Below are 20,963 nucleotides of genomic sequence, written 5' to 3'. Positions count from 1 at the left end.
TGATGAAACCAGGCATAGCCCCAGGATCTCAGGGACATACGCATTCAACACGCGGGCAGTGGATAGTATTTTCTCACTATTTTGCACCCGCCTTTCGTGCTGGGGGCCCGGTCCGAAGCCTGGAAGCAATGATCGCCAAGACACACAATAAGGACCTTGTGCGAGTGGTGACGAGCAGCTACGACCTAGGCGAACGAACCCCTCTCGACGTTCCGACAAATACGTGGACCGAGCACACAGGAATCGTCGCGACATACAAGACGAGTGCGATGAAGGTCCTGCAAGAAGTCTGGCGTTCACGCCAGGCGGAACCGCGCTTGGTCTATCTAAACTCTCTATTTGACCCCGTTTACACCTTAATCCCGCTCTGCGCCCGACGCCTCGGCATATGGCGCCAGGCGGTGTTTCTTCTTGCACCCCGAGGCGAACTGGAAGATGGAGCACTGGCAATTAAGGCTCAACGCAAGCGCATTTACATCTTCGTACTCAAACACCTAGGCATGCTCAAGGGGATCCGATGGCACGCGACAACCCCCCAAGAAGCGCGCAACATTCAACGCCACATTAATGGCGCTTCGGTTGACTTGAAGCCGAATGACACGCTCCTCAATATCGAAGCCCCTAATCTCGTGCGGAGACCCGGCCCACCGCGTGTCGCCTTTGTTGGCAGACTCTCGCCTGTCAAAGGACTAGATCGCCTACTGCTAGCCGTCGCGGCGATAACGGAACCCATCGAGGTCAACATCTATGGAGGCTACCGAAATGATGAGAAACCGTATGTTACGCGTTGCGAACAGCTAGCGAGGAGCTGTCCCCGGCATGTCTCAATCCGCTTTCACGGATCGATACCCCCCAATGAAGTGAGAAAATGCTTGGCTGATTCGGATCTGCTTGCTCTCCCGACAGCCAGTGAGAACTTTGGTCACGCCATTGTTGAGGCGCTGGCTGCATCCTGCCCGGTGATGCTCGCTCGGACTACGCCTTGGTCTAGCGCGGCGGCTGCAACAGATACCCTACTCGAGGATCTATCTCCCGACACTTGGACCCGGGCGCTGAATGAATATGCGCGGAGGGACGTTGAGCAAATGACCGCCGACCGAGTGAAGGCTCATTGGGCCTACTCCAACTGGCGCCGAGCACAGCTGGAGCAGGGTAGCCTACTTGACACTGTGATGGACACGTCTAACCCACAGGAGACAAAGCGAGTCGCCTTGGTAACTCAAGGGTTTAGCACCGCGGGTGGTGTGCAGACAGTAGCCAGGTGGATGCTGCGCCAAATGCACGACTGTGGGTATGCCGTTACGGTCTTTGACCTAGCGAATTCGGCGAGCGACCCTCAGAGTCGAAGTGCTCTCGATCCTAGGACCTGGAAGACTTCACTACGCCCAGTTCCTTCAACGGAGGCCGACGTCCACTCGGTGGGTTCGAACCTACGCGAGATAGAATTCTTCCGTTACCTGCCACGGTCGGCGCTCACGGAGGCACTTAAAGGCTTCGATCTGATTCAGGTTGTCGCGGGCGGGCCGGCGTTAGCGTGCGCCACGATCACTGCGGGGCGACCGACATTTTTGCAAATGGCGACCACGGTCAAGTGGGAGAGAGCGGAAATCCTAGCTTCACGACGGGGCCTTCACCGGCTGTGGGGGACAGTAATGACGGGACTAGTGACGCCACTGGAAACGCTCGCACTCCGCCGTTCCAAAGCGGTTTTTGTTGAAAATAGAGAAGCGCTCGAACATGTTCGCAAAGTGGCGCCCGTTGTGCCGGTTGTGCTGGCTCCTCCCGGGATCGACGTCATCTCGATTTCCGGTGACTTGCCAACCCGGGCATCAAGTGGCCCAATTGTTGCACTGGGGCGGCTGGGTGAACCCCGAAAGGGCTACCCACGTCTCATACGGGCCTATGCCCGGCTGCGCGAGCTCTGTCCCGATGCTCCTGACCTGACCATAGTCGGCAGGGGTAACCCCGCTGAGCTCTTGGCCGAAATCGACAGTTTAGGGCTCTCGAAGCACGTACGCGTTCTTGCTGATTTGACCAACGCAGACGTCTATTCTCTGCTCAGGTCTTCCTCGGTATTTTGGCAAGCCTCTTACGAAGAAGGCCTTGGCATCGCAGTGATAGAGGCCATGGCGTGCGGCTTGCCTACCGTAGTCACGCGGACCGCGGGGACCGAAATGACTGTTGTCGATGGCGTGACTGGTTTCTTGATCGATCAGCCTGACGACGTTATGGTTGAGCAAATGGCGAAACGGACCGCAGAAATTCTACAAGGTGGCGGAATGGAAATGTCAAAGAGAGCAAGGCAGCGCGCTCTCGATCACTTTAGCGCGAAGGCGACGTTCGCCCCGTTTGCAGAATGCTATGCCCAACTCTGGGCGTAGGTTGCGTGGGTCGGGGTTGACTCTTGAGTCATATGGTTACCGCCGAGCGGGGCTGAGAAGGGTTTGGAAGATGAGCCATCCTGGACCTGAAGTCGGAGGTTCGCAGCCTACGCGTTTCGCTGGCGTAGACCTTATGCGCTTCGTGGCGGCCATGGCCGTGGCTATAAGTCATTTTACCTACAGTGGCATTGTAAACGGGAAAATCTCAGGTGCGACCCTTCCAATAATCTCGTCGATATCTCGCTATGGGTATCTCGGCGTCGACCTCTTCTTTGTCATCTCCGGGTTCGTTATAGCTCACAGTTCGATCTCCAAGTCCTTGCGAATGTTCGTAGCCTCGCGCGTCGCCAGGTTGTGGCCGGCTTACCTCGCCTGCGCGACGATCAGTACCTTGCTTATTTCCACTTGTCGACCCAGCTGGAGATCCGGTGTATCTTTGCGCGAATATCTCGTGAACTTGACGATGGTTCCAAATCTAATCAATGTTGACTATATTGAGCCCGTCTACTGGACTCTTTGGTCGGAGTTGCGCTTTTATATCATGGTGGCGATTCTAACCACAATCGGCATAAGTCGAGGTCGGCTTATAGGTCTCGCCTGGGCGTGACTCGTTACCGCCGCTGCTCTGCAATCCGCTAGTGCCGCCAATTTGGGCGGCTGGGAACCCCTTGAGATAATTCTTCAACCAGACTATGCTGCATACTTTTGCCTAGGCATTGCCATGTATGCTCTAGCTAGTGGCGGACGCTCACCTGGCCTGTTGCTTTTGGCATCTCTGTCAGCGGGCGCGTCTTTGTTCTCTGCCGGGATGAACGCGGCGAACAAAGAGGATGGCTCTTACGACCCGCTTGTGGCTGCGTCGGTGATTGCCATCCTGTTGTGCGCTCTCGTGGTCGTCCTTCGAGCCCGCCGTGCGGGGGTCCTGCAGGTCGCGTTCTCCCGACTGGGGGCGCTCACCTATCCGTTGTACCTCATACACAGCACCCTTGGCTATATGATCATCAACTACCTGCTGAAGGACATCGGCTTCGCGTGGAACGTCATGGCTGCCCTATGTACTTCGCTCCTCCTTGCCCATCTTGTCAATCAGTTTGTCGAGCGCCCACTGGCACCGATCGTGCGCCGAGGCATCCTCGGTTCCCGAGTGGCGCGACCTTGACGGCCAGACTTAGAGACTCACTTTTGCTATCCAATTTCAAGCAACTCGGGCGTCGTTGGGGCCTGGGCTCGTGGCGAACGACGGTTCCTATTTGGGGCCACCTCTGAGTTCGAGTTCTACGATTTGGGCTGCCCGGACGCCATAGCGTTAGCGGCGGTGTTGAGATTCAGGCCCTTCTAGGTAAGCGGGCGGGGGCAGTCCGGGGCGGCGCGATGCCCGCTAACACGGGGATGAAGGTCGCCACCAACGGACGCGTACTTGCTGCCCGAACGTCACCTTGGGGCCCGCACTCCCTTTGCCCGGTGCGCGTCGTGTCAGGCGCGGATCGTGCTGCCGTAGGACGTAGTCTCTGTGGAGAAGTGCTGCAGGGGGCGGCCTGACGGCCCCCGGGAAGGCCGGTGTTTGGTCTGTGCGGGCTGCGGGACGCAATAGGCCAGCACACAAAAGGCGGTGAAGGAGGCTGAGGTACGGCCACGGTCAGGTTCGTCGCGGAATGATGAGATGTTGTGGCTGGCGTTCTGCCCGCGTCAACCATCGACGTGAGGCGAGGATCTATACCCTGCTATCGAGCAAATCCGTGGTGACTAAGGCGTTGCTTAATAGCAAATCTCACCGACTCGCAGTCGAACACGAATCTGTCGACCTTCCCGAGCTTGGTCCCGTGCAGAGGCGTTTCTCCTAGACTCCGCCCAGAATGCAGAGATCTCAACCATTGGACGACGATATCATGACTTCGGGGACCCGAAAACCAGATGCTCTCCGCGCGGCGTACCATGGGAAGGAATTCTAGGCCTTTAAATGGGACACCAAAAAGCGCCGCTGTCTTGGGCGCGTACGAAATGGGAAGGACAGGCACTCCGAAGAGTGTCCACAGGACACTCGCGTGAAACTTCATGCTGACTCCCGCATTGCACGACAAGAACTCCGAAAGAAAGGAAAACAAATTGTTACCGTCGTACACATAGACATCACATTGTCCCGAAATCATCTGCGCCAGGGAACGAGAGATCTCCACGTCTGGACCACCCCCGAGCCTCGACTCAAGCACAAACACCGCGGTGGAGTCAGCACCAAAATCCGTAGCTAGGCGTTCGGCACTCATCGCTATTGACCGCAGATTCAAACCCGGCCATGCGCGAATTGAAATGCCTAAGCGACGTCCTGGGGAGTTGCCCAATGCGGGAACCTGGCCCAAGACTTTATCCGCGAAGATCGGGTCAACAAAGTCGGATGACCTTCCCACCTCCCAACCAAAACGACTATGCGCGAGCCGTGCCGAATCGTCATCTCGGACATAAACCCTGTCTAGAGGTTGCCAAGTTCGGAATACCGCATCCCACCGCCCTGCCCAACGGCCCCAAACCTAGGCCGACCCCCAGGGTAGGAACATCCCCATCGCAATATTGCATCCACTGGTAAGGACGTACAGGGTGGTGTACATCCTGAAGGAGACCACCGCCTCCGAGTACAATCGCGTCGCAATCCCTGAAACGACTTGCTTCCCTCCAAAAGGCATATTCTTTGGCTCTCTGGCTTTTCTCTAGATCTACATCTAAGTCTAGAACTCCTCTGATCTTCTCCCAAGGCAAAGGCTGCCCATGACTCAAATACTTGACCGTTCGGGCGCCCCCCGAATCCGAAATTGCTTGCACCGCAGCTATGAGAATTAGGTCATCCCCAAGGTTTCCAGCCTCACCTAGGGACACTAGTCCAACTTTCTCCAACCTAGCCACCGACGCACCTTTCAGATGTACTCCTGCGCGCGCTTCTATCTGCCCGCCAGTAGCCGAACCACCAGACGCCACAGCCCAAACCCGTGACGAGTGGGAGCGCCCAGGCAGCACCAAGCAGGCCAAAAGTCGCAACACCCACTAGCACTAACCCGACACGCACAACGCCAAGAATTCCTCTAGTTGCCAGAATTTGCGCCGCCGGTGCCAAGGCACGTTGCCCAGCGAAGGCCACGCCCGCAAAGAACCCCAATATCGCCTCGAGAGCCAGGGGGAGACGCACCGACGCAGCAGCGTCCCAGCTGGCGCCGAGCAATTGCACACCGACACCATCCGGAATAATCAAAGCAACACAGGCTATAACTGCGGTTACCGCAGCCATGGATGATGCCATTCGTAATGACCGTACGACTGATGCTTCCCCCGCTGCTATCCGAGCTATAAGGATCGGCCGAATAGCATTCGTGATTAGATTGACGGGGCCGAATAGGGTGGCGCCCGCCCGGATCGCGCCAACCACCGTCGCGCCCAACACTGCGGTAGCCAACTGGGACGAACCAGCGCCCACGAGATAGTCGAGAGCAAACAGCGGCGAAAAGGCTCTGTCGGTTCCCGTGGCGATCTTGGGACGGCCCAACCGTGTCCAGGCAACCCACGCGATCGCGGTGGGAGCCAGGCACCATATCCCGAACGCAACCGAGACCTTGCACACAGATATTTCGAAGAGCACGATCCCTGCAACTGTCGCCGCGGTCCAGGCGCCCTCCATTGCAAGGGCGAACACGCTTCTTCGGTTAACAATCAATGCGTTGCGCAAGTAGTCGAACACGCTCAGGCCAGGAAGCCCTAATCCAACCATCAGAAACTCAGTTCGCCCGATAATGATTCCCAGGGCCGCAGAGACCAAACACAGCACAGCAGAGGGAACCAGCAACTCAACAATGTGACCGAACATCATCTGCTGCCCAGCGGGGCGAGCTAGGACACTCTCCAGAATGGCGGATCTCAAGACTCCAACTGACAGGGCAACGAAGACTAGCGCGAGGGCATACCATCCAAATGTAGCCGCATCAACAGACCTGGCGACAGCAACAGTGATGACCAGATTGCCGAGGCTGGACAAGGCGTTTGCCAATACCGCGCCTAGCATAGTTGCAACGGTTTCCGTGGCCGCCCGTTACTGCTCCGGACGAGCGGCTTACCGCTGTCCGATCCCAAACAGAGGAGCACGAGGGTCAAGACGGTCCAAACATCCGTGGCTACGCGATTCGCCGTAAAGGCTGGAACCCCTAGTGACGCGGCTAATAGGAGTGTAGCGAGGAGAAGCACGAACCGACGCATGGTTCTGTCCGCCGATGGTTCCCAAAACGCTGCGAAGAGTACGAAGAAAACGACGACCTGAAGAACAACGCCAATCAAGCCCGCGACTACTAGGGCTTCAGTCCAGCCCGAGTCATATGGGATATCCAACCCTCTGGGCCCATATCCAGTTACTGGAGACGAATGTAGCACCGCGTTCCAAACGTCGCGCAGCGTTCCACCAGCCTCACTATATCTGCCAGCGGTGATCGCCGAAAGAAGGTCCACATTAGCTTCCGAGACCTGCCTTTGAATTTGATCAACACCCGACCACCTGGGCAAGACTCCATTGAACACCATGGCCAAAGGCCACGTGGCAACTGCGGCCAAGAGTGCGACTCGCCACCAACTCCGTCGAAGGTTAGTTAGGAGACTGACAGCGATCAATATCACCCCGACCGCAAAGATCTTGCTTACCGTCAAGATGCCTCCGACGAAGAGCATGACCAGGCTAGCGGACAATACCGCGATGCGCTGCCTATAGACATGCACACACCCTAAGCCAGCCAGGGCGTAGAGAAGGCCGGCTTCGGCTGGCTGATTCGCAAAACCGCTGAAACGTCCTTGCATTGCCGCTCTTGTCGATACACTCTCCACTCCCCCACCGCCTGTCCAAGCGGCCCAGTTGGCGAGGCCCAGGTACTGAGCGACAGCTGCTCCGGCGTTGACGCACATGACTAGGACTAGCACCTTGAGCGCCCGGCTCAGGAGGCGGTTTGGCTCGCCCCCCCTGTTATAGGCGCTAACAGTTGTTGAGATGACTGCAATAGGTAGTACCGCGTTATCTACGCCGGACGCCCAGGACGACCCGCTTCCATATGGCGTTGAGTTGAGAACCGGAAAGATCAAGCCGAAGACAACAATAGCCACATACAGGGACCAAACCATCACCACCGACCGCAGCCGCGGGCCGTAGCCTCGCCCGAGCCCCCCAGAGACCACCGCCCAGAGAAAGAGCGGGTAAATGACTGCTTGTTCAAAACGAACACCCGGAAGTAGGTATGGACCCATGCTGGCAAGCACGAGGAAAGTCACTGTGGCGATCCCGGGCGTTGATCTGATCTTCTGGCCACGTGCGCCTGCGAGATCCTGCATCGTGAGGTTGCCAGAAAGCCTACCACTCATGGCAGGAAGTCACTTAGGTTCAACGGATGCCAGCCCACAGGGCATGCCTCTTAATGGTCGATATCATGAACCTAACGACGCGTTCACTACAATTGTCAATTTCGTAATCCTCAGGAAGACTGCCACTTTGCGCGGTGCCGTTCGGGCCCATCACTAGTCGCACGGCTTCAACCACATTTTCCGCGTCGAGCCCCGTCATTACTATCGATCCCGCATCTAGCGCCTCTGGTCTCTCTATCGATTCCCTTAAGGTCACGGCTCCAAAGCCTAAGATCGCAGACTCTTCGGAAATCGTTCCACTGTCCGAAAGACAGCACGCAGCGTGCATTTGAAGGTGATTGTAGTCATGGAACCCCATGGGATCCATGAATCTTATATCCTCCGATGAGCTTTGGATGTCAAAGGCAAGGAGACGTTTGCGTGTACGGGGGTGCGTCGACACGATAACCGGCTTCGAAAAGGCCTGGCTGACAGCAACTAGACACGCGATGACAGCATGTAGACGTTCATGGTTGTCTACATTCTCTTCCCGATGGATGCTCGCGAGAAAGTACTCGCCCTCACGTATCCGTAAGTCTTCGAGCGCCCTAGACGCCTCGATGGCTCGTCGGTAGTATGTCAGAACCTCCTTCATGGGGGAGCCTGTCTTCATGACGCGGCGGGCCGGAAGTCCCTCGGCAAGTAGATTTCGCCTGGCATGTTCCGTGTAGACCAAATTGAAGTCTGCAACATGGTCAACCAGCTTACGGTTCGTTTCTTCGGGAACGTTCGAGTCGAAACAGCGGTTACCCGCTTCCATATGGTAGACGGGGATGCGCAAGCGCTTGGCCATCAAGGCGGAGATGCATGAATTTGTATCCCCTAGAACGAGCACCGCGTCCGGTAGCTCGGCTCTTAGTACTTGCTCCGTCTTTATCAGCGTCTCGCCTAAGACTGTTCCGAGCGTCGTGGTATCTACACCCAGATAGTGATCCGGTTTGCGAATCCCCAGGTCCTGGAAGAAGATCTCATTAAGATTGTAATCATAGTTTTGACCGGTGTGGACCAGGACATGGTCGACTACTTGATCGAGCCTAGCTATGACGCGTGAGAGTCGGATGATCTCAGGGCGCGTGCCGACGACAGTCATCACCTTTAGAGTCAAGAGGACACACCTCCAGGGGAACGCACCATCTCGTAATACGTGTCTGGTGCGGATGGATCGTACAGTTGATCAGTCCAGAACACAGTTAGGAGGTCGGCGGAGCCTGTGTTTTTTATGTTATGCACCCACAAGGTCGGCATATCCACCAGGGCCTGTGTATCCGCATCGACGTCAAACTCAATTGTCTCATTGGTCAGCAGTCGGCGCATGGAAATTCTCGCCGATCCGTGAACGACGGCGAATCTTTCGATCTTCCTGAGATGATAGTGTTCGCCACGAGTCTGGCCAGGTCTTGTTGAGCTAATGAATGTCTGTCCCGCTCGACCGTGAGCTCTCAGAATTTCTGACAGTTCTCCTCGGGCGTCTGCGTTCACTTTAGGAAAGATTGGGTATCTTTCCCGGATGTTTATAGAGCGATAAGTATTGAATAGGCTGAGTTCGAATGGTGAGCGCAGATCCGGTATTTCGCCGTTGATGTATAACGTGTGGAAGGCGCCGAGCAGCTTCAGCACATCTTGCACGCTTACGCTGTGTCCCGAGGGCCGGATGAGTTTCTCGGTCGACGTCAGGGCCGCCTCGATTGTCGCGGCCGCATCTTGCGCGTGGAGCAGTTCTACGACGCTATCTTGAACGGTGAGCCAGTCTTCACGACCTTCTAGGACCGCTTCGCCAAACGTCGCGACGAAGGTATTGTAGTTTGGGCGAGCGTGCTCTCCGAAGACTCCAGGTAGTCGGACTTCGCAGAAAGAGCCGCCATTGGTTTCTACTGCGTCGTCAAGCAGCCCTCCCGAAATTTCTTTCGCAATACCATAGGGCGTGCCGTTCCCAATTTGCGTTGTTCCTGCGTATATTAGTCGATATGGTTTTGAGGCTGCACGCATTGCCCCCGCTAGTTCGCGCGCAAGTTGGATGTTTCCCTCAAGCAACTCCTCGCCAGTGGGGGCGCGATTAATTCCCGCCAGATGCACAATAGCGTCTGATTCGGCAACTAATGCCGGCAGTCGCGACCAATTTTGTCGGCCGACGGGGACGACATCGTGCTCACTCATGGCCCGGAGTCGGCACCTTAAATGCCAACCTAGGAACCCGTCAGCTCCTGTAATGAGAACTTTCATGTCCGGAGTGCCGCCCTACTTTGGATTTCTGGTAGTGCCTCAAGGAGTTCTACAGCTCCATCGATGTCGAGCCTGTGGGTATTCGCAGACGTATAGTCGCCGTGCGCTGTGCGGTTTTGATCCCCCTCCTCGACATATTGCTCGTAAGCCAAGGACCTGGCATCCAGTGGAACTCTGTAGTAGTCGCCTTCATCTTCGGCTTTGGCCAGCTCTTCACTGCTGAGGAGCGTCTCATGCATCTTCTCGCCGTGTCTCATCCCAATGACTCGCTTGGGATGCTCTGGGACTCCAGCCACCTTGGCCACCGCCGCTGCGAGATCACCGACTGTGGTGGCTGGTGCCTTGCGCACGAAGAGGTCACCAGGCTCGGCATGGGTAAACGCGTGTTCCACCAGTGTCACGGACTCAGCGAGGCTCATGAGAAAGCGTGTCATCTGCGCCGCCGTTATTGTCACAGGTTCCCCAGAATCGATTTGCTGCAGAAACAGTGGGATGACGGAGCCCCGGGAATACATGACATTGCCGTAACGTGTAATCGAGACGACCGTCTTAGACTTCGGTTTGTTTCTAGCAAACGCCTGCGCTGTCTTCTCCATCAGCGCTTTAGACATACCCATCGCATTGACTGGGTAGACCGCTTTGTCCGTGCTGAGGCAGACTACGGATTTCACACCCGCTCGCTCGGCCGCTTCGATGACGTTGTGACTCCCCACCACATTTGTTTTCACAGCCTGTTGAGGAAAGAACTCACAGGAAGGCACCTGCTTTAGGGCGGCCGCGTGGAAAACAAAGTCCGCATTCACAAATGCTTCGCTGACACTGTCGGCATCTCGAACGTCACCCAGGAAGAATTTTAGCCGGTCATCCCCCATCATTTTGCGCATCTCATCTTGCTTGGCCTCGTCGCGACTGAAGATGTGAACGGCGGCGACTCGACGATCCAAAAGGTGGCGAGCCATAGTCTTGCCGAAGGAGCCGGTACCACCTGTGATGGCGATGGTGGCGCCAGTGAGGTCGGTGTCTGCCACGGAGGGTTCCCTTCAGATCCGAGGTGGGGACGAGGAGCCACCTTAGGTTACCGGAGGTGAAATGGGTGCGTGAGTCCTCCGAAGAGGGGGCCCGGCCGACGCCGGCGCAGCTGTCCGGCCCATTGGATAGCCTTGCACTCGGCGTCGCGCGCGCGGCGTCATACCGTCGAAGGAGACCTCACGCAGTCATGGGCAAGATCATCTACACCCTCACCGACGAGGCGCCGCTGCTGGCGACCTACTCCTTCCTGCCGGTGATCGAGGCGTTCGCCTCGACCGCGGGCGTGGACGTCGAGACCCGCGACATCTCCCTCGCCGGCCGCACAGTGGCCGCCTTCTCCGACCTGCTGCCCGCCGACCAGCAGGAGGCCGACGCGCTGGCCGAGCTGGGCGAGCTGGCGATGACGCCCGAGGCCAACATCATCAAGCTGCCCAATATCTCCGCCTCCGTGCCGCAGTTGGTGGCCGCGGTCAAGGAGCTGCAGGCACAGGGCATACAGCTGCCCGACTATCCCGACGAGCCGGCGAGCGAGCAGGAGAAGGACGCCCGCGCGCGCTATGACAAGGTCAAGGGCAGTGCGGTCAACCCGGTGCTGCGCGAGGGCAACTCCGACCGCCGGGCCCCCGCCTCGGTCAAGAACTACGCGCGCAACCACCCACACTCGATGGGGGCCTGGTCCGCCGACAGCAAGACCACCGTCGCCACCATGGGCGTCAACGACTTCCGCAGCAACGAGAAGTCGGTGGTCCTGCCCGCCGACGACGTCCTGACCATCAAGCACGTCGCCACCGACGGGACCGAGACGATCCTCAAGGACGGCCTGAAGGTCCTCGAGGGCGAAGTCGTCGACGGCACCTTCATGAGCGCCTCCGCCCTCGACGCCTTCCTCGCCGAGCAGATCGCCAAGGCCAAGGCCGACGACGTGCTCTTCTCCGTCCACCTCAAGGCCACGATGATGAAGGTCTCCGACCCGATCATCTTCGGCCACGTGGTGCGCGCCTTCTTCGCGGACGTCTACACGGCATACGGCGAGCAGTTGCTGGCCGCGGGACTCGACGGCACCAACGGTCTCGCCGCCGTCCTCGCCGGCCTCGACGAACTCGACGAACTCGACGAACTCGACAATGGTGCCGAGATCAAGGCCGCCTTCGACAAGGCCCTCGCCGACGGCCCACGGCTGGCGATGGTCAACTCCGACAAGGGCATCACCAACCTGCACGTCCCCAGCGACGTGATCGTCGACGCGTCGATGCCGGCGATGATCCGCACCTCCGGGCACATGTGGGGCCCGGACGGGCAGGAGGCCGACACCCTCGCCGTGATCCCCGACAGCTCGTATGCCGGGGTCTACCAAGCCGTCATCGACGACTGCCGGGCGAACGGCGCCTACGACCCGAAGACCATGGGCTCGGTGCCCAACGTGGGGTTGATGGCGCAGAAGGCCGAGGAATACGGCAGCCACGACAAGACCTTCGAAATGACCGCACCCGGCCGGGTGCAGGTCGTCAACCAGGCTGGTGAGGTCCTCATCGAGCACGAGGTCGAGGCCGGCGACATCTGGCGCGCCTGTCAGACCAAGGACGCCCCGATCCAGGACTGGGTCAAGCTGGCCTTCACCCGCGCCCGCGCCACCGGCGACCCGGCCATCTTCTGGCTGGACGAGGGCCGCGCCCACGACGCCAACCTGATCGCCAAGGTCAACCAGTACCTCCCCGAGCACGACACCGACGGCCTCGACATCTCGATCATGGCTCCGGCCGATGCGGCGAAGCGGTCCGTCGAGCGGATCCGCAAGGGCGAGAACACGATTTCGGTCACCGGCAATGTGCTGCGTGACTACAACACCGACCTCTTCCCGATTCTCGAGCTCGGCACCTCCGCCAAGATGCTCTCTGTCGTGCCGTTGATGAACGGCGGTGGGCTCTTCGAGACCGGCGCCGGCGGTTCGGCCCCGAAGCACGTGCAGCAGCTGGTCGCCGAGAACTACCTGCGCTGGGACAGCCTGGGTGAGTTCCTCGCCCTGGCCGAGTCCTTCCGCCACCTCGGCGACAGCGAGGGCAACGGGCGCGCGGCCGTGCTCGCCGACACGCTCGACAAGGCCACGGGCCGCCTGCTGGAGGAGAACAAGTCCCCCGCCCGCAAGGTCGGCCAGATCGACAACCGGGGCAGCCACTTCTACCTCGCGATGTACTGGGCGCAGGAGCTGGCCAAGCAGGCCGAGGACGCCGATGTGGCCGCCGCCTTCGCCTCCGCCGCCGAGGCCCTGACCGCCAACGAGGACAAGATCGCCGGCGAGCTGCTCGCCGTCCAGGGCGCCCCCGCGGCGATCTGGGGGGGTGCTACCGCCCCGACGCCGCCAAGACGTCAGCCGTCATGCGGCCGTCCGAGACGTTCAATGCGATCCTGGCCGGCCTCGGGGAGCAGAGCGGCATCGCCTGACGGCCGGCCGCGCCGGCGCGCGAGCGGCAGCGCTTCAGGCACGCGGATACCCATTGGTTGTTGGGCTTCTCACCCCAACAACCAATGGGTATCGCCGTATCCAACAACTGGGGTCGGTGCTCGTGTCGGTGCTCGGCGCGTCAGCTCGACCCGGTGCCCGGCCGGGCCAGGGCCGGGAGGCGTGTTCCCGCGCTCTCACCCCACCGGGTGAGTGCCCGCCCGGCCAGGGCGGGGCCGCCGGATTAGGTCGACGGCGAGGAGCGGGTCGGCCGCCGGCGCGTGTCAGGGTGGCGGGATGACCCGAGCGAACCTGTCCCGCATCCCGGCACAGACTCAAGAGTGGCCAGGCACGATCGACGACCTGCGGCCGGCCCCTGACCACGGTGAAACGTCCTGGACTCCCCGCGAGCGCCTCGTCGGCAAGAAGGTCCTGATCACCGGAGGTGATTCCGGCATCGGGCGGGCCATCGCGATCACGATGTCCAAGGAGGGCGCCGGCGTCGCGATCGCCTACCTGCCTGCGGAGCAGTCCGACGCCGAGAACACCCGAGCCGTCATCGAGGACGCCGGCGGCACCTGCCACCTGTTCCCGTGCGACCTGACCGAGATGGCCGCGAACCACGCCCTGGCCAAGGACGCCGTGGCCGCCCTCGGGGGCCTGGACGTCCTCGTCTGCAATGCCGCCTTCCAGATGACCTTCCAGGCGCTGGAGAAGTTCCCGCCCGAACAGATCACCCACACCTACGCCACCAACGTCTTCTCCCCGTTCTGGCTCGCCCAGGCCCTGGCCGGCGACCTCGAGGACGGCGGCTGCGTGCTGGTCACGACCTCCATCCAGGCCTACAAGCCGTCCGAGGACCTTCTCGACTACGCCTCCACGAAGGCCGCGCTGAACAACCTCGTCGTCAACCTCGCCAGCGAACTCGGCCCGCGCGGCATCCGGGTCAACGCAGTCGCGCCCGGTCCCATCTGGACCCCGCTGATCCCGTCGACCATGCGCCCCGAACGCGTCTCCGGCTTCGGCTCGGACACCCCGCTCGGCCGCGCGGGACACCCGGTCGAGGTAGCCGCGGCATACGTCTTCCTCGCCTCGGACGAGGCGTCCTACATCTCCGGCACAGTCCTCGGTGTCACCGGCGGCAAACCGGTCTTCTGACCCGCGCGGCCCGCCGCGGCCTGAACGGAAAGACCACGAAGGCGAGTACTACCGCCACCCAAACGAGAGGGCCCGACAACCTCCCCGACAGACGTCCGGGCGGCCACGCCGCAACACGCCGCCGGCGGGGAAGACACACGGGGGGCGTGCGGGAGCGGCCGTACACTGGTCATACGGGGGCTGACAAGTCCTCTGAATCCCTTGCGCGAGTGCCCATCCGGCCCGCGACGGGCATTGTCGCCCGCTCATGACACCCCTTTGATCAAGGAGATCACCCATGCGTACTCCCAGGCTGCCCATGCGGCTTGGCGCCGAGTTCCTCGGCACCTTCTGGCTCGTCTTCGGCGGATGCGGGTCCGCCGTTTTCGCCGCCCTCCACCTCGGCGGTGACACCGGCGACGTGCAGCTCGGCATCGGCTTCCTCGGTGTCGCCCTCGCCTTCGGCCTCACGGTCCTGACGATGGCGTATGCCGTCGGCCACGTCTCCGGCGCCCACTTCAACCCGGCCGTCACCATCGGCCTCGCCGTCGGCAAGCGCTTCGAGTGGAAGGACGTGCCCGCCTATGTCGCCGCGCAGGTCGTCGGCGGTCTCGCCGCCGGCGCCGCGCTCTATGCCATCGCCTCCGGCAAGGACGGCTTCGACCGGGTCGGCCACATGGCCGCCAACGGCTACGGCGCCCACTCCCCCGCCGGCTACTCGATGACCGCAGTCCTGATCGCCGAGGCGCTCCTGACGGCCGTCTTCCTGTACGTCATCATGGGCGCCACCGACGGCCGGGCCCCGAAGGGTTTCGCGCCCATCGCCATCGGCCTGGCCCTGACGCTGATCCACCTCATCTCCATCCCGATCAGCAACACCTCCGTCAACCCGGCCCGCTCGACGGCCGTGGCCTTCTTCAACGGCGACGGCGCCCCGGCTCAGCTGTGGCTGTTCTGGGTCGCCCCCATCATCGGCGCGATCATCGCCGGCGCGACCTACGCCCTCTTCGCCGGCAACGAGACCGATATCGCGGGAGAGGTCTCGCACACCGATCGCGACCGCGTCACGGCCTGAGCCGTCTCGCCGACTCGTCGCGGCCGACTCCTCGCAGCCGGCTCATCGCAGCGGGCCCGTCCAGCATGGACGGGCCCGTTCGTATGCGGTGCGGGGCGTCACCAGCGGCCGGGCACGCCCTTGACGATGACGCCGTCAGGCACATCGCGCGTCACGACCGCCCCCGCGCCCACGGTCACACCGGACCCGATGACGAGGTTCTGCAAGATCGTGGCCGAGGCGCCGACGAGGGTGCCGGTGCCGATGGTGACCGCGCCGGAGACGACGGCTCCGGGGTTCATCGATACGAAATCCTCGAGCACGCTGTCGTGGCCGATGGTCGCGTTGGGGTTGATATGCGTATGCCGCCCGAGCGTCACATTCGTCGAGACGACCGCGCGGGCGCAGACGACGGAGCCGGGTCCGATTGCGGGCTGGGTGCCGATGGCCGCGCTCGGATGCACCGCGGTGTATGCCGTCAGGCCGGCCGCGTCGCACCGCTCGACCAGCCGGCGCCGCACGGCTGGGCTTCCGATCCCCAGGACATAAGAAAGCGAGCCGGCGGCAAGCAGGCCAGCCTCGATCGTCCCGAGATACGCCACCCCGCGCGCCTGCAGCCGGGCGCGGTCGTCAGGGTGCGGGTTGTCGTCGACGACCCCGCGGATCTCGATGGGCGCCCCGTCGCGCACGAGGGCGTCGAGCACGTCGAGGCTTTCGCGGCCGAAGCCGGATGCCCCCACGACGACAACCTGTTCAGGCACCGGCGGCCTCGCCCGGATCAGCGACCGCGCTGGCCAGCTCCTCGACCGCGGGACCGGCCGCGGCACGGCTGCCGGTGAACGGGCCCATGGTCGCCTCCCCCTCGGCGCTGATGCCGCGGCGCCGGAACACGGTCGCTATGGTCCGCCATACGATCCGCGCATCCAGGGCGAGCGAGCGGTTGTCCACATACTCCACGTCCAGCGCGAACTTCTCCTCCCACCCGATGGCGTTGCGGCCGCTCACCTGGGCCAGCCCCGTCACACCCGGCCGGACCTCGTGCCGGCGCGCCTGGGCCGGGGTGTAGAGCGGCAGGTACTGCACCAAGAGAGGCCGCGGACCGACCAGGCTCATCTCGCCGCGCAGCACGTTCCACAGCGTCGGCAGTTCATCGAGGCTTGTTGCCCGCAGCACCTGGCCGACCGTGGTCAGCCGGTCGGCGTCCGTGACGTGCGTGGCGTCCGGGTGACGCATCGTGCGGAACTTGACGAGTTCGAAGATCTTCCCGTCCCGCCCAGGCCGGTCCTGACGGAAGAAGACCGGGCCGCCCATCGTCGCCCGCACGACGGCCGCCGTGCCGAGTTGCAGTGGCGCAGTGACGATCAGCCCGGCCGCGCTGGCGACCACGTCGATCGCCCGCTTCAGCGCGTCATACCGTCGATGCTCAGGATGCGGCATCGACGGCCCGTCCCGAGACGAATGCGGTGATGACGTCGTGCACCCGGGTGATGTCCGCATCGGACATCACCGACCCGCTGGGCAGCGACAAGCCGGTGGCGAACAGCCGGTCGCTCGTGCCGTCAAGTACCGCCGCGGAACCGGCGAACACCGGTTGCTGGTGCATCGGCTTCCACAGCGGCCGAGCCTCGATGTCGGCGCCGGCGAGGGCAACGCGCAGACCCTCCGCCGTGAAGCCGGCGACGGCCGGGTCGACCAGGACCGAGCTGAGCCACCAGTTGTCGTGCGTCGGCGAGTCGATCTCCCCCGACGGTTCGCCGAACACGCTCACGCCCGGCACCGCGGCGAAGAGGTCGACGTAGCCCCGCCGGATCTCGCGGCGGCGGCCGAGCATGGCCGGCAGCCGTTCGAGCTGCGCCCGCCCCAGCGCGGCCAGCACATTGGAGAGGCGGTAGTTGTAGCCGATGTCGGTGTGCTCGTAATGGATGACCGGTTGCCGGGCCTGGGTGGCGAGGTAGCGCACCCGGTCGGCCAGCTCGGGGTCGTCCGTCAGGAGCGCCCCGCCGCCGGAGGTGGTCATGATCTTGTTGCCGTTGAAGGAGACCGCGGCCGCCGCACCGTATGCCGCGGCGGAGCGGCCCGCTCGGGTGGCGCCGAGCGATTCTGCTGCGTCGGACAACACCGGTATGCCGTGGTGCGCCGCGATCGCGGCGATCGCATCGTGGTCGGCGACCTTGCCGAAGAGGTCGACGGGGATCACCGCGCGGATCGGCTGGTCGGCCAGGGCGCGCTCGAGCAGCTGCGGACTCATCGTGGCGCTGTCGTCGCAGTCGACGAATACCGGTTCGGCACCGACATAGGTGATGGCGTTCGCCGTCGCGGCAAAGGTCATCGTGGCGGTGGCCACCCGATCACCGGGGCCCACACCGAGGGCGAGCAGCCCCAGGTGCAGGGCGGCGGTGCCGGAGGAGAGGGCAACGCAGCGGGTGCGCCCGCAGTATGCCGCGAGGTCGTCCTCGAAGGCGTTGACGTCAGGACCGACCGGGGCGACCCAGCCCGAGCGCATGGCCGCCACGACGGCGTCGATCTCCGCATCAGTGACGTCGGAGGCCGAGAGGTGGATCCGGTCAGTCACGTGCGCAACCTTCCCGGCAGAATCGGCGACATTCGAGGTGGGATCCTCGCGCCGTCATAGTAGCGACTGGCCGCCGTGGTGGGTCTTGTCGGCGGGCGCCGGTGTGGTGGTCTCGGTCTCGGCGGGGGGCGGTGCGTCGGCTGGCGTGGCGCGCTGGGCGCGCCCCGGTATCTGCGAGCGGAGGATCTCGCCGATGCGGCCCCGGTCGGAGTCGTCGAAGAGCACGTGAATCGGGTCCAGGCGCGGCACGGGAACTTGCGTGATCAGCGGATGCTCGCTCTGGGTGCCAGCCTCGGCCCTGCTCAGGAGCACCTCATGCATCTTTTCGCCCTCGCGCAGCCCGGTGTAGATGATCTCGATGTGCTGTCGGGACTCTTCGATGAGCCGCTGGGCAACGTCGTAGATCTTGACCGGCTCGCCCATGTCGAGGACGAGCACGTCGCCCGCCTTGCCGATGGCTCCCGCCTGGAGCACCAGTTCGCACGCCTCGGGGATCGTCATGAAGTAGCGGGTGACGTCGGGGTGGGTCACCGTCACCGGGCCCCCGCGTTCGATTTGCGCGCGGAACGAATAGAGGACCGAACCGCGAGATCCGAGGACATTGCCGAAACGCACCGACACATATGGCTTGTCGAGATCCGCCGCGAACCATGCCGTCAGGCGCTCGGCGAGCAATTTGGTTTGGCCCAACACACTGCTCGGATCGGCGGCTTTGTCGGTGCTGATATTGACAAAATGTTCAACATCGACGTCCGCGGCACACTGCAGGACATTCAAAGTGCCTATGACATTGGTTTTCCAGCCCTCGGCTGGGTGGCTCTCCAGCGCGGTCAGGTGCTTGAGCGCGGCCGCATGGAAGACCACCTCGGGCCGGTGGTGCTCGAAGACGAGGCGCAAGGCGTCTGCGTCGCGGATGTCGCACAATGCGACGTCGTCGCCGTCGAGCAGGCCGTTTCCATAGATCTGCAGGTGCGTGCCGTGGAGTCCGGACTCGTCACGGTCCAGCAGGATCAGCCGCTCCGGACCGAGGTGGTGGACCTGCAGCGCCAACTCCGAGCCGATGGACCCGCCAGCTCCGGTGACGAGCACGACTTTGCCGTTGACGAGATCGGCGATCTCGGCCAGGTCGGTCTCGATGGGCCGGCGGCCCAGCAGGTCGACGACGTTGAACTCGCGCAACTGGTTCAGTTGCATCTGCCCGCCGATCATCTCCCGCACCGGCGGCACGACGACCAGCGTGAGCCCGGCACCCCGGCACGCCGCGTTCAGGTCGGCAAGCAGCTTGGGGTCGGCCTTGCTGATCGCGACGATCACGCCTTCTGCGCCGTGCTTGCGGGCCACATCGACCAGGTCTGAGCCTCGGCCCAGAACGCGGTAGCGCCCAATTCGCAGGAAGCGGTGAGCAGGGTTGTCGTCGATGAATCCGACGATGGTGTACGGGGCATCAGGTTCGCGGTCGACAAGCCTGGCGACCTGGTGGCCGATATCGCCCGCGCCGTAGACGATCACGGGCAGACCCTCGTCGGCCGGACCGACTTCCTTGCGGCGGTCGCGTAGAGCGCGGAAGGTCCACCGACCGGCAGCCATCGCGAGGAAGGCGAACGGCGGCAGGAAGAGCGCGATCCCCAAGGAGAACCGCTGTCCCTCGGGAAGCAGCAGACCTGACGAGGTCACGGAGATGACCCCCAGACTGGCCCAGATGCCGGCCACAATTGTGCCAAGCGTGGTCACCTCTTCGTAGCTACCGACCCGGCTGCGGCCGAGGTAGAGGTGGAGACGGAAACCGATCAGGATCTGGAGGACGATGGCGGCACCGACATACGCGACCGCCAAGCCCCAGCGCTTATCCGATAGGACGAAGTCGTAGCGAACGAAGGAAAAAGCCAGCAGAGCCACAAGCCAGGCGAACACGTCCCAGGCGACCATGACGGATCGTCGTGCGTAAACCGACCGCGGTGACATGTGCCCCTCTTCCTCGACAAAACCCCAATACCCGACCAACCTCGGTAAGGGTACCCACGGGTCAGAACGCCCGGAAGCCGCAAGCGCCGGTCTGCGGGTCGTCCAATATGAGGACAAGCCGGACCGTGGCTGGCGCAAACCCCGGGGCCGGAAGGGCCGGGCCCGAGGCAGTCAGACCCGTCACGCGTGCCCTCGATGCTCAGGAACTACTTCAAGGCTGCGGAACCACTCCACCGTGTCCGCCAAGCCGGCGGACAGATCGACAGGCGAAACCTCCGGGAAGAGCGCGCGCAACGAGGAGTTGTCGGCCTGGGCGTGCGGCACGTCTCCTGGCCGCGGATCCCCGTGGATCCGCCTCGCGGGCCGCCCCACCGTCGTCTCGAGCTCGTCGAGGAGCGCGAGCAGGGTGGTGCTGGTCCCGAAGGCGAGGTTGACCGGCTCGGGGTGGGTCACCCGACGCTCCACGGCGTCCAGGAGCACGCGGCATACCGAGCCGACATAGGTGAAGTCACGCGACGTGAACCCGTCCCCGTTGATCGTCACCGGCTCCCCCCGCAGCATCTGGTCGATGAATGTGGGGATCACGGCGGCATACACATGCCCGGCCCGCTGGCGGGGACCGTAGACGTTGAAGAACCGGAACGCGAGCGTCTGCAAGTCATACACCGTCTGGTAGGCGAGGGTGTACTGCTCGGCCGCGAGCTTGGAGACGGCATACGGGCTCATCGGGCGCACTGAGGTGCTGGATCGTTTTCGGAG

At 62.3% G+C, this 20,963-nt stretch carries 12 protein-coding genes and 4 pseudogenes; 6 read left to right on the top strand and 10 right to left on the bottom strand.

The window, feature by feature from the left end; genetic code table 11:
- Window positions 1–2: 2 nt before the first annotated feature.
- The 3 genes and pseudogenes from BN11_RS25995 to BN11_RS25770 form a co-directional block, all read left to right on the top strand.
- Window positions 3–1,043: pseudogene (locus tag BN11_RS25995) on the top strand (glycosyltransferase family 4 protein); the annotation flags it as partial.
- Window positions 1,044–1,664: 621 nt separating this feature from the next.
- The gene (locus tag BN11_RS24985; RefSeq protein WP_235435333.1) at window positions 1,665–2,381 is read left to right on the top strand and encodes a glycosyltransferase; all 717 of its coding nucleotides are present in this window, start codon (window positions 1,665–1,667) and stop codon (window positions 2,379–2,381) included.
- A pseudogene (locus BN11_RS25770) lies at window positions 2,362–3,540 on the top strand (acyltransferase family protein). The gene BN11_RS24985 and the pseudogene BN11_RS25770 overlap by 20 nt, the downstream one beginning before the upstream one ends.
- Window positions 3,541–4,102: 562 nt before the next feature.
- On the opposite strand, the pseudogene BN11_RS25990 reads toward BN11_RS25770, so the two are convergent.
- The 5 genes and pseudogenes from BN11_RS25990 to BN11_RS02585 all read right to left on the bottom strand — a co-directional run.
- Window positions 4,103–4,837: pseudogene (locus tag BN11_RS25990) on the bottom strand (polysaccharide pyruvyl transferase family protein); the annotation flags it as partial.
- Window positions 4,838–5,265: 428 nt separating this feature from the next.
- The gene (locus BN11_RS22355) at window positions 5,266–6,405 is read right to left on the bottom strand and encodes an MATE family efflux transporter (protein WP_157043938.1); all 1,140 of its coding nucleotides are present in this window, start codon (window positions 6,403–6,405) and stop codon (window positions 5,266–5,268) included.
- Between the two features lie 1,368 nt (window positions 6,406–7,773).
- Window positions 7,774–8,883, bottom strand: a complete 1,110-nt coding sequence (wecB, locus tag BN11_RS02595) for a non-hydrolyzing UDP-N-acetylglucosamine 2-epimerase (protein ID WP_048694079.1) — start codon at window positions 8,881–8,883, stop codon at window positions 7,774–7,776.
- An 11-nt stretch (window positions 8,884–8,894) separates the two neighbouring features.
- Window positions 8,895–10,013 carry a polysaccharide biosynthesis C-terminal domain-containing protein gene (locus BN11_RS02590; RefSeq protein WP_048694077.1) on the bottom strand — a complete coding sequence of 373 codons (1,119 nt, stop codon included), beginning with the start codon at window positions 10,011–10,013 and terminating at the stop codon, window positions 8,895–8,897.
- Entirely contained in the window at window positions 10,010–11,041 is a 1,032-nt protein-coding gene (locus BN11_RS02585) for a polysaccharide biosynthesis protein (RefSeq protein WP_083433467.1), read from the bottom strand. Before BN11_RS02585 ends, BN11_RS02590 begins: the two co-directional genes overlap by 4 nt.
- A 188-nt stretch (window positions 11,042–11,229) precedes the next feature.
- Between BN11_RS02585 and BN11_RS02580 the strand changes: the two are divergent.
- The 3 genes and pseudogenes from BN11_RS02580 to aqpZ all read left to right on the top strand — a co-directional run bounded on the left by BN11_RS02580 (window position 11,230) and on the right by aqpZ (window position 15,691).
- Window positions 11,230–13,481: pseudogene (locus BN11_RS02580) on the top strand (NADP-dependent isocitrate dehydrogenase).
- Between the two features lie 295 nt (window positions 13,482–13,776).
- Entirely contained in the window at window positions 13,777–14,637 is an 861-nt protein-coding gene (locus BN11_RS02575; RefSeq protein ID WP_048694074.1) for an SDR family oxidoreductase, read from the top strand.
- A gap of 277 nt (window positions 14,638–14,914) precedes the next feature.
- Window positions 14,915–15,691: an aquaporin Z gene (gene aqpZ / locus BN11_RS02570; RefSeq protein WP_048694070.1), complete on the top strand. Its 777-nt coding sequence runs from the start codon at window positions 14,915–14,917 to the stop codon at window positions 15,689–15,691.
- A 98-nt stretch (window positions 15,692–15,789) separates the two neighbouring features.
- Here aqpZ and BN11_RS02565 read toward each other — a convergent pair whose 3' ends face one another.
- The 5 genes from BN11_RS02565 to BN11_RS02545 form a co-directional block, all read right to left on the bottom strand.
- Window positions 15,790–16,431, bottom strand: coding sequence for an acetyltransferase (locus BN11_RS02565; protein ID WP_048694066.1), 642 nt, complete (start codon window positions 16,429–16,431; stop codon window positions 15,790–15,792).
- Entirely contained in the window at window positions 16,424–17,107 is a 684-nt protein-coding gene (locus tag BN11_RS02560; protein WP_048694064.1) for a sugar transferase, read from the bottom strand. Before BN11_RS02560 ends, BN11_RS02565 begins: the two co-directional genes overlap by 8 nt.
- On the bottom strand, window positions 17,094–18,242 hold the full coding sequence (locus BN11_RS02555; protein ID WP_048694062.1) for a DegT/DnrJ/EryC1/StrS family aminotransferase: 1,149 nt from the start codon (window positions 18,240–18,242) through the stop codon (window positions 17,094–17,096). The genes BN11_RS02560 and BN11_RS02555 overlap by 14 nt, the downstream gene beginning before the upstream one ends.
- A gap of 54 nt (window positions 18,243–18,296) precedes the next feature.
- Window positions 18,297–20,168: a nucleoside-diphosphate sugar epimerase/dehydratase gene (locus BN11_RS02550; RefSeq protein WP_235435331.1), complete on the bottom strand. Its 1,872-nt coding sequence runs from the start codon at window positions 20,166–20,168 to the stop codon at window positions 18,297–18,299.
- 216 nt (window positions 20,169–20,384) lie between these two features.
- Window positions 20,385–20,963, bottom strand: a 579-nt coding sequence (locus BN11_RS02545) for an NAD-dependent epimerase/dehydratase family protein (RefSeq protein ID WP_157044333.1), incomplete at its 5' end; no start/stop codon positions are given.

This window comes from Nostocoides australiense Ben110 (genome assembly GCF_001050535.1).
In the GTDB taxonomy this organism is placed as follows: domain Bacteria; phylum Actinomycetota; class Actinomycetes; order Actinomycetales; family Dermatophilaceae; genus Nostocoides_A; species Nostocoides_A australiense.
Note: the sequence above shows the minus strand (reverse complement) of the source record. Positions and strands in the feature narration are given on the sequence as shown.